The sequence below is a fragment of the Streptomyces sp. NPDC051776 genome (assembly GCF_040681345.1).
GTDB lineage: Bacteria > Actinomycetota > Actinomycetes > Streptomycetales > Streptomycetaceae > Streptomyces.
In genome coordinates this window covers 1-8407 of the sequence record NZ_JBFAYQ010000097.1, presented here as the reverse complement: position 1 = coordinate 8407, position 8407 = coordinate 1, and the positions used below count along the sequence as shown (strand labels likewise).

At 66.7% G+C, this 8407-nt stretch carries 6 protein-coding genes and 4 pseudogenes; 4 read left to right on the top strand and 6 right to left on the bottom strand.

Features of this window, described 5'->3' with window-relative positions; translation table 11 throughout:
• Positions 1 to 208: pseudogene (locus AB0M26_RS30780) on the bottom strand (hypothetical protein); the annotation flags it as partial.
• On the opposite strand from AB0M26_RS30780, the gene AB0M26_RS30775 reads away from it, so the two are divergent.
• Positions 188 to 646, top strand: coding sequence for a hypothetical protein (locus AB0M26_RS30775; protein ID WP_365266147.1), 459 nt, complete (start codon positions 188 to 190; stop codon positions 644 to 646). The pseudogene AB0M26_RS30780 and the gene AB0M26_RS30775 overlap by 21 nt on opposite strands.
• On the opposite strand, the gene AB0M26_RS30770 is transcribed toward AB0M26_RS30775, so the two are convergent.
• A complete protein-coding gene (locus AB0M26_RS30770; protein WP_365266145.1) occupies positions 641 to 1057 on the bottom strand; it encodes a hypothetical protein in 417 nt (138 codons plus the stop codon). The two genes, AB0M26_RS30775 and AB0M26_RS30770, sit on opposite strands and share 6 nt — an antisense overlap.
• 756 nt (positions 1058 to 1813) lie before the next feature.
• Here AB0M26_RS30770 and AB0M26_RS30765 point away from each other — a divergent pair.
• A complete protein-coding gene (locus AB0M26_RS30765; RefSeq protein ID WP_365266143.1) occupies positions 1814 to 2782 on the top strand; it encodes a hypothetical protein in 969 nt (322 codons plus the stop codon).
• A gap of 72 nt (positions 2783 to 2854) precedes the next feature.
• On the opposite strand, the pseudogene AB0M26_RS30760 reads toward AB0M26_RS30765, so the two are convergent.
• Positions 2855 to 4493 (bottom strand): annotated as a pseudogene (locus AB0M26_RS30760) (transposase).
• Between AB0M26_RS30760 and AB0M26_RS30755 the strand changes: the two are divergent.
• Positions 4444 to 4707 (top strand): annotated as a pseudogene (locus AB0M26_RS30755) (hypothetical protein); the annotation flags it as partial. The pseudogenes AB0M26_RS30760 and AB0M26_RS30755 sit on opposite strands and share 50 nt — an antisense overlap.
• Here the strand turns inward: AB0M26_RS30755 and AB0M26_RS30750 are convergent.
• Together AB0M26_RS30750 and AB0M26_RS30745 are read right to left on the bottom strand one after the other, a co-directional pair.
• Positions 4704 to 5060 (bottom strand): ABC-three component system protein, encoded by a 357-nt coding sequence (locus AB0M26_RS30750; protein WP_365266141.1) that lies wholly within the window; start codon positions 5058 to 5060, stop codon positions 4704 to 4706. The pseudogene AB0M26_RS30755 and the gene AB0M26_RS30750 overlap by 4 nt on opposite strands.
• 1044 nt (positions 5061 to 6104) lie before the next feature.
• Positions 6105 to 6266: pseudogene (locus AB0M26_RS30745) on the bottom strand (plasmid replication initiator protein); the annotation flags it as partial.
• A 157-nt stretch (positions 6267 to 6423) separates the two neighbouring features.
• Between AB0M26_RS30745 and AB0M26_RS30740 the strand changes: the two are divergent.
• Entirely contained in the window at positions 6424 to 7581 is a 1158-nt protein-coding gene (locus tag AB0M26_RS30740; RefSeq protein WP_365266139.1) for an NAD-dependent formate dehydrogenase, read from the top strand.
• A gap of 499 nt (positions 7582 to 8080) precedes the next feature.
• Here AB0M26_RS30740 and AB0M26_RS30735 read toward each other — a convergent pair.
• A partial coding sequence (locus tag AB0M26_RS30735) for a hypothetical protein (RefSeq protein ID WP_365266137.1) occupies positions 8081 to 8407 on the bottom strand: 327 nt, incomplete at its 5' end.

Here is an 8407-nt window from a genome sequence, read left to right as displayed (position 1 = left end):
CGGCTGCGTGCCAGTCGCCGGTCTCGCGTCGTCGTCGGTAGTGGGCGCCCGCCCCGGGTGAGTGGCGAAGGGCCGCGAAGGCCCAGAGGTAGCCGAGCCCCTGCTCGATGCCCTGGACCTTCAGGAAGACGCCGCCCGGGCCCTGGCCGACGACCTCCGCGCCCAGATCGACGGCCTGCAGACCCGGTTGCGGGAGGCCGAGACGCACCTGGAGCACCTCACGATCACCCGCAAGACCGTCACTGGCCTCGCCGACCGGCTCCCGGCCGCCTCGCCGGACCTGCCCGAGCACCCGGACTACCCCCGCATCCTCGCCGCCTTCAACCACGCGACCGGGCCGCTACGGGCCAAGGACGTCTGCGAAGCCCTCGGCCACGAACTGCCGCCGAAGAACGTCGAAGGCACCCGTGCCAAGCTGAAACGCTTGGTCAAACTCGGGATCCTCACCGAGGCCGATACCGGCAACTTCGCCAGCGACCTGGCTCCAACCTCAGCCGGAAAAGGACATCACCTTACGAACCGCTCTCTCAGAGGGCCTCTGGGAGACGGGTACGTGCAGCCGCTGGGCTCTGGCGGTGTCCAAGCAGAGCCAACGGGGTCGTCGACATCGCAGGCGTGGTTGCCAAGTCCGCTTCATAGCTCATGACCAAGTGTAAAAGGGCTGGCTGACCCAGTAGGGGCGTACCCAGCCGACGCCGCGGGTGCGCTCGCTGTCCTCGCTGTCGGGCTTTCCGGCGCGGGTCTCGTTGATGACGGCGACCAGCCAGTCGTGCAGGCTGGTGCGGACTTGCTCCCAGACAGCGACGGCCTGTGCTGTGGTCATGGTGTCCGGGATGGTGATGCGCCCGGTGTCCGGGGCCCAGTGAATGCCCTGCGCGCTGAGTTGCTGTTGCGCGTACTCGGTCCACTTGGATTCGATGGCCAGCCAGTCCCACATCTCGTCGTCGCTGAGGGCGTTTTCGAAGTCTTCGCCCTGGTTGGTATCCATTATTTCCTGGATTGCGGGCCAGTCTGTTATGCGTTCGATCTCATCGCCTTCGCGGAGTTCGTGGGTCATGGAGAATTCCTGATCTTGTAGTGGGGGAGGGGAGGCGATTCGGGGGCCCGTTACCCGGCGGGTGCGGAGCGCTACGGCTCCCGCGGGAATGTAGGTGACGTGGGTACGGCGCGGCGTGATGGTGGGAGATGGCCTGGGTGATGGGTGGCGCCGGTCTCCCCCCCCGTCTGCCATGGGCACGTCGAGAAACATCAATGGCGAGCAGACTAACTAATCAGTTAGTCAGGGCGCAACGTCGCGTGAAGGAACGCCGTGCACACCGAGATCACGTTCTTCGAGACCGGCCTTGCAATCCGGCGCAGAAGGCAAACGCAACGGCGTTGAATGTCCAGCACATCCGCGAGCGGCAGCTGAAGGAGGCCGAGGCGACCGCCGGCAGCCCCGGCCAGCAGATGCGCGATGCGCTGGGCGCGATGGGTGCGGTGTGACCCATCGCCGTCATGGTCGTTGTAGTCGGCGAGGCGTCTGTCAACGGCGTCGCCGCTGGGGCGTCTCCTGCTTGATTCCGCCGTTACCGCACCCCGGCGTCAGCAGAGCGAAGGCCGCACCCCCTTGCGTACCGCACTCCACGCAAAGGGGGTGCGGCCTTCCCTCTTCGGGAAGGTAACGACTCACGTTGTGCCCCCTTCGCCCTGTACACCGCCGCCCATACCCGCCCCGACGGCCGCCGTGGACTCCTCGAGGACGGCGGGCTTGCCTTGGACCAGGTCGCCGCGTTCTGCACCCTGACCCTTGTTGAGTAAGAGGACGCCCTTCATGCCGAACAAACGCCCCCGCGGCCCGCAGCCGAACTGGCGGCCCAAGCGGGAGACCGTGCGGGTCCTGGGCGCCGTCGAGTCCGTCCTGGACCGCTACCGCGAGCACCTGCCCCTCTCCCTCCGCCAGCTGTTCTACGTGCTCTTCAGCGACGGTGTGCTCGCCAAGACCGAGCGCGACTATAAACGGATGTGCGGGTACGTCGACATGGCCCGCCTCTCCGGGCGAATCGCATGGGAAGCAATCCGGGACGACACCCAGATCGCGGTCAACGCCCCACAGGCGTTCGCCGATCCTGCGGACTTCTGGGCAACCGTGAAGGGCGCCGCCGACGGCTACCGGGTCGATCGGCAGGCGGGGCAGCCTGTCCGGCTGGAGCTGTGGTGCGAGGCCGCAGGCATGGTGCCGCAGCTCGCACGGATCGGCGCCGGTTTCGGGATCACCTGTTTCTCCCGTGGCGGGTTCGACGGCCTCGCCGGCAAGCACCACGCTGCCAAGCGGGCGGCGGCCGGGGGCCGCACGACGCGGATCTTGCACCTCGGCGACCGTGACCAGAGTGGAGAGCGCACGTTCACCTCGCTCGCCGAGGACGTCGCCGCGTTTGCCGAGGGCGTCGGTGCCGAGGTGGAGTTCGAACAGGTCGCGGTCACCGCTGATCAGGTCGCCGCCTACAACCTGCCGACCGCACCACCGAAGACTACCGACCGCCGCACGTTCTCGGGCACAGCGACCACACAGGTCGAGGCCCTGCCCCCGGACGTCCTGGCCGACGTCGTACGCGCCGCCATCGATCGAAACCGCGATCCTCTCGTTCACCGGCACGTACTTGCTCGAGAGGAACGCGAGCGCCGCGAGATCCAGGCACTGCTGCGAAGCTGGCCCGAGCGATGGAGCAACGAGACACGGCAGGAGTGCAGGGGAGTTGCGGCTCCCTTCTTGGTCGACCAGGCGGTCTCTCAGACCTCGTGAACGCTGTCCTCGCCGTGGGGAGTGTCATGAATTAAGGCCCTGTCTCACATTCGGTGGTGACGGAGTGTGCCGCTATCCGAGGAGGATGCGGTGGCGAAGTAGGCTGAATCCTGCTCGTCCGTGCATCTGGCGCGCGATCCGCTTGGTTTTGGTGTTGACGCCCTCGGTGGGGCTGTTGCTGTACGGGAGCGTGAGCGCGGCGATCACTGCGTCCCGGTCTCGGTCCAGGCCCCGGGCGAAGGAGTGCAGATGGGGCAGATCGGTCGCGCGGACCTGGACGATCCAGCGTGAGAGCCCTCGGTGTTTTCTTCGCGAGGCGTCAGGAGCTGGGCGAAGTCCGCGATGTGGGCGGCCAGTTGGGTCTCCTCGGGGCAGGCTGCTGTGAGCCGTGCCAGGAGGTCGTGATGTTCGGTCTTGAGGTTGTCGGGCCTGGTGAGGATCATCCGGGCGAGCCTGCGTGTCGAGATGTGGTTGCGGTCGGCGTCCGCGCGGCCACGGCTGCCTGGCCACCGGGTGCGGCGGCCAGCTGCCAGGATCGAATAGACCGCAGCCTTGAGCCCCACACTCTTACCCGAGCCGAGCTCACCGATGAACACCGCCGATGCCGAGGCGTGTTTGCGCGGCCCGCGCGTCCAGTCGACCAACACGGGCCGGACCCCGCCACCGGCCAGCTGCAGCCCATACAACGGTCCGGCCTCGTCCCCGAGGCCGCTGCCGGTGAACGGTCCGGCCATCGCGAAGTCGCGGGCGAGGAGGTACTGGGCGTACTGCGCCATCACGCGCGGGGTGCGGGCGCCGGGCAGCATCCCGTACCAGAGGTTCTCCATCTCCCCCCGCGGCCGGGCGAAGGTGTACTCCTTGCCCCCGAAATAGCCCGCGAGCTCCGTGGCGCGCCGCTCGGCTTCCTCGGGGCTGCCGCCCCACACACAGAACGCGCCCATGGCCCGCACCTCTACCTCCGTGCTGGAGGCGGTGAGCCGCTCTCGGTACTCATCCAGCCCGCCGGCGGCCTTGTCCACCGATGCCGGGACCCCGGAGGTCTCTCCTTCGTACTCCGTGTACTGGTTGGCCAACTCGCGGGCGTGGCGCCGTGACTTGGCCTCGGCTACGGCGCCGCTGGTCACCTGCAGGCGCATCACCCAGTCCACGGGGAAGGCGAAGCCGTCGAGAGCGGCGAGGTATTCGGAGCCGGGGAAGGCGAAGGACTCGGGCATCTCTGCCAGAGCGAGCAGAGCTTGGTAAGAGGCGCCCCACTCGGTGGTCACCTCCAGCCAGCGGCGGGCGAAGGGATTACCCGCCGGCCGCCGCACCCGCGCCGAGCGCGACCTACCGGCTAGCTCGCTCTCGGGGGAAGTGTGACCGCCTTCGGTAAGTACGGCCTGACCGAGGGCCGCCACCCCGTGCCCGCGGCCCCGAACCCGTGCGGCCTCCCCTTCGGGAAGCAGCGGCTCGAGCACGCCTCGGCGCGTGCTGTGCCCATAGATCCACAGGATCTCCGCCGAGGTGGCCGGCCGCAGCCCGATGCCCGTCGGCCAGGTCGCGGCGAGCGCCGTAGCCTGCTCCAGCCGCTCGAGCTCCTCACGGCCGCCACAGGTGCCGGCAGCAGGCCCAGTTGCAGGGCAACTTGAGCCCGCGCCGCTGCGCCGGCGTCGCGTACCGTCTGGGCCAACCCGATCGAGGCGCACCTCGGACCGCTGCGGCAGTTCACCATGGCCAACTCCCACCACCCCAACCACACCCTGCAGACCCGGGCCATGCACGCTTACCTGCGCTGGCGCAACAACAACGCCCGCCACCGCGACGTCCTGGCCGCCGAACGCAGAGAACGCGCTCGTATCCGGAGCGAGAAGGGCATCCGCTGGGGAGGACCCCCCTCAAAACCGCGGCCTGACCAACCCAGCGAACGTACGCGGTCACAGCACTAGGCATGGGCTGCCTGACTCGTCAGGGCCTCCACGCGCTGCACAAATTCCGGATGCCAGCCCACCAGGGCCTCGTCTGCCAGACAGTGGTGTTGACCGCGATGGAAGAACACTTGGTCGTACTGGTCGCGGATCGGTACCGTGACATTTTCCAGGACCTGCCACAGCAGATCGTCCCCGGCCTGCTGCCGGGCCTCCTCCGTTGCGTCGGCCGGCAGCTTCCTGACCATGCGGTCGAAGTGCCGCTCCCACTCGTCGACCAGTTCCTCTTGGTAGCGGCCGAGTTCGTCGATCCCGATCAAGTAGTTGTCCACCCAGGCGTGTGCCTGGTTGTAGGCCCGGTAGTAGTCCATCATCCGCCTTCTCCAGCTGGACCCGGCTGGCGTTGATCCACCGCAGCTGATGCACGAAGCACCGTTCGCTGTAGTCAAGACCGTCCTCTTGCGCGGCCTTCCAGTCGCTCCGCTCCACCAGCGTGGGTAGGCGATCGACGGTGTAGTCGTCGCGAATCTGCTCACCCGGCGATAGACCTGCTCGACTGACACGCTCGTGCGGCGCTTCTGCAGCATCGCTACTACCTGCTCGTACCACCAGGCCCACAGCTGCCCCATGAAGGCGTTCTGAGGGCCGTCACCGGACGGGAGGACCATCCCCAGCCGCTGGCGCACTTCCTGGTCAAGATCGTCGATGCCCGGGACCCGTCGAGCACGCGCATGCGGTCGACGAACACCGCTCTGGAGCTGGGAGAAAGGGCGAGGAAACGAGCCCGTACGTCAGCCGTATCCTTCGCCTTTGATTCTGATGCCGCCTGCTCCAGCTGACGTAAGGCCACGTCAGGTTGTCGACTGCTTCCACGCAGCGCAGCGGCAGCTGATCCAGTGCGTGCTTGCTGAGTCGTCACCAGGGTCAGCCACGGGCCATCGGCATCTCCGGGCTCATGAGTGTCCATCCACGACCGAATTGTCCGCCAGAGATCATCATCTCGATCGCCCAACGTGCGGACAGACCGTGGATGGAACTTGGTCTGCAGTAGGTCGACGGGACGATTCGCCTCTTCCCACGCCACATCGTCATGCAGCTCAAGACTGATAGCCCCGTCTGGCCGTTCCGACGACGAACCACGCAGGAGCTCCAGCAGATCCCAATTCCCCTGGTACAGGTAGCCAAGGGCGGAAGCTGACGCATCGTGGGAACCGAAAGAGGTCATGATCCAGTGTCCGTAGGCATCACAGGCTGTGTCCAGACGCCTGTGATGGTCTGCGTGTGATTGTCAGTTGTTGATCGTCACTGTGACGTCAGTGGAGGGCCTGGCTTGAAGAGGGACAAGCTGCTGACAGCCTCTACCGATTACGCGTGACATGAGTTGAGGAAAGCCGGTGCCAATGTCGTGCAGACCGGCAAACGACGCCGGTGGCTGCGTCGTAGACGGTGGTGGAGCCGGTCAGGTGGATCGGGTGGGCGCAGCCACCGGTTGTGGTGATCTGCTCCAGCCAGCGGCCGAAGAGTGGATCATTGGCCCGGCGGCCGGCGGAACGGAAGTGCACGGGTTGTGTCCGCTCCATTCCCCGGCGCATCCGGCGGCCGCGGGTGCGGTGATGCAACGGGTTCGGGGCCCGTTTCATATGCGGTGGGCCGGGCACCCCGGCAGTAAAGGAAGGCCGGCCGGAGCGCGGCTACCTCCGGTGATGCGCGGCTACCTTCGGCGTTGGAGGAGGAGCCATGGCAAAGATCCTCACGGTCCTCTATCCGGACCCCGTCGACGGCTACCCGCCCAGGTATGCACGTGACGGCATTCCCTTCATCAGCAGCTATCCCGGAGGGCAGACGGCACCCAGCCCCCAGGGACTCGACTTCACGCCGGGGGAGTTGGTCGGCTGCGTATCCGGCGAACTCGGTCTGCGCCCATTCCTGCAGAGCCGGGGCCATACGTTGGTCGTCACCGCCGACAAAGAGGGCCCCGATTCCGTGCTGGACCACGAACTCCGGGACTCCGATGTGCTGATCTCGCAGCCGTTCTGGCCTGCCTATCTCACTCCCGACCGCGTCCGGCGTGCGCCGCGCCTGAAACTGGCGATCACGGCGGGGATCGGTTCGGACCACGTGGACCTGCCGAGCGCGATCGAGCACGACATCACCGTCGCGGAGATCACCTACAGCAACAGCATCAGCGTGTCCGAGCACGCCGTCATGCAGATCCTCGCGCTCGTCCACAACTACCTGCCGGGCCATGAGTGGGTCACCACACGCCGAGGGTGGAACGTGGCCGACAGCGTCGCGCGGAACTACGACCTGGAGGGCATGGACGTCGGCGTCTTCGGTGCCGGACGGATCGGCATGGCGGTGCTCCGCCGGCTGAGGCCGTTCGATGTGAAACTGCACTACAACGACGTGCACAGGCTGCCGCCGGACGTCGAGAGGGAACTGGGGCTGACGTGGCACGAGGACGTCCGCTCGCTGGCGGCCGCCGTCGACGTGCTGTCCATCCACGCGCCGCTGCACGCGAAGACGGTGAACCTCTTCGACGACGAACTGCTGGGCATGATGAAACGAGGGTCGTACATCGTCAACACGGCCCGCGCCCTGATCGTCGACCGCGACGCCGTGGTACGGGCCCTGGAGCGCGGCCACCTGGCGGGATACGCGGGTGACGTCTGGTACCCGGAGCCTCCGGAGGAGGACCACCCGTGGCGCACCATGCCGCACGAGGGCATGACACCACACGTGGCCGGTGCGTCACTCTCCGCGCAGGCACGGTATGCGTCAGGTGTCCGGGAGATCCTGGAGTGCTGGTTCGACCACCGCCCCATCCGCCAGGACTACCTCATCGTGGAGGGCGGCAGACTGGCCGGCACGGGCGCACGCTCGTACACGGTCTGAACCCTGAACGGACGGCGGGCAGGGGCGTCTGTCGCCTCGCGGGCATTCACAGTGTCGGCCGGGCAGTTGATCGCTGCCGCCTTCCAAGGTCATGACGCCGTCGCGTTACGAGGCCGCGCCCGCCGCCGGCCGGAGGCAGCCATCCCACACGGCCGTAGGAGCCGACGCATGCTGCGGTGTCGCCTGCTGCACCCCTGTCGAGACCTCCGCAGATCCCGCCGCCACAGTTATGTCGTCTCACTGGCATCGAAGGTTTAGCTCCAAGTGCGTTCGTCTGACCTGTAATGCTGCAGAAGTTGAGACGAAGGGTGATGAGTGACCGACCTGCTGGTTCGAGCGAGTTGAAGCGTCAACAATCACTTTGACCTGCGAGGTCGCAAGTCTTGAGATCTATTTTCGTTCTTGCTGAGACGACTTTCGAGTGATTCCGGTTTGAGGCTGGTGCTCGAGCGCATCGGGGTGTGTGAAGTGGCCGCAGAGGCCTTTGCCGGCCCTGGCCTCAGTGGGGTTCGTCTGTTGCCGCAGCCTCTCGGGCTGGCGTGGCCTCTCCCGGCGCCTGCTGATCGTAGAATGGCCCGGTGGCGACCGGATCTGCGTCCCCTACTCGACCGGTGGCGGCGGTGTCCGGCTTGAGCACCGTTACGCGGCGACGCTGCTCGCGGCTCTCCTGACTGAGGATCCGGTCAGCGAGCTCGGCGATGAAGCTGTCCCTGAACTGGTGCGGCTTCAGGCTAAAGGTTGTCCCGTAACCCCTGGTCAGGGATGAGATGATCTTGTTGTGGCTGGTGTGATCACGGCGTCGGAGCCGTCCTGGATAGGTCCGTTC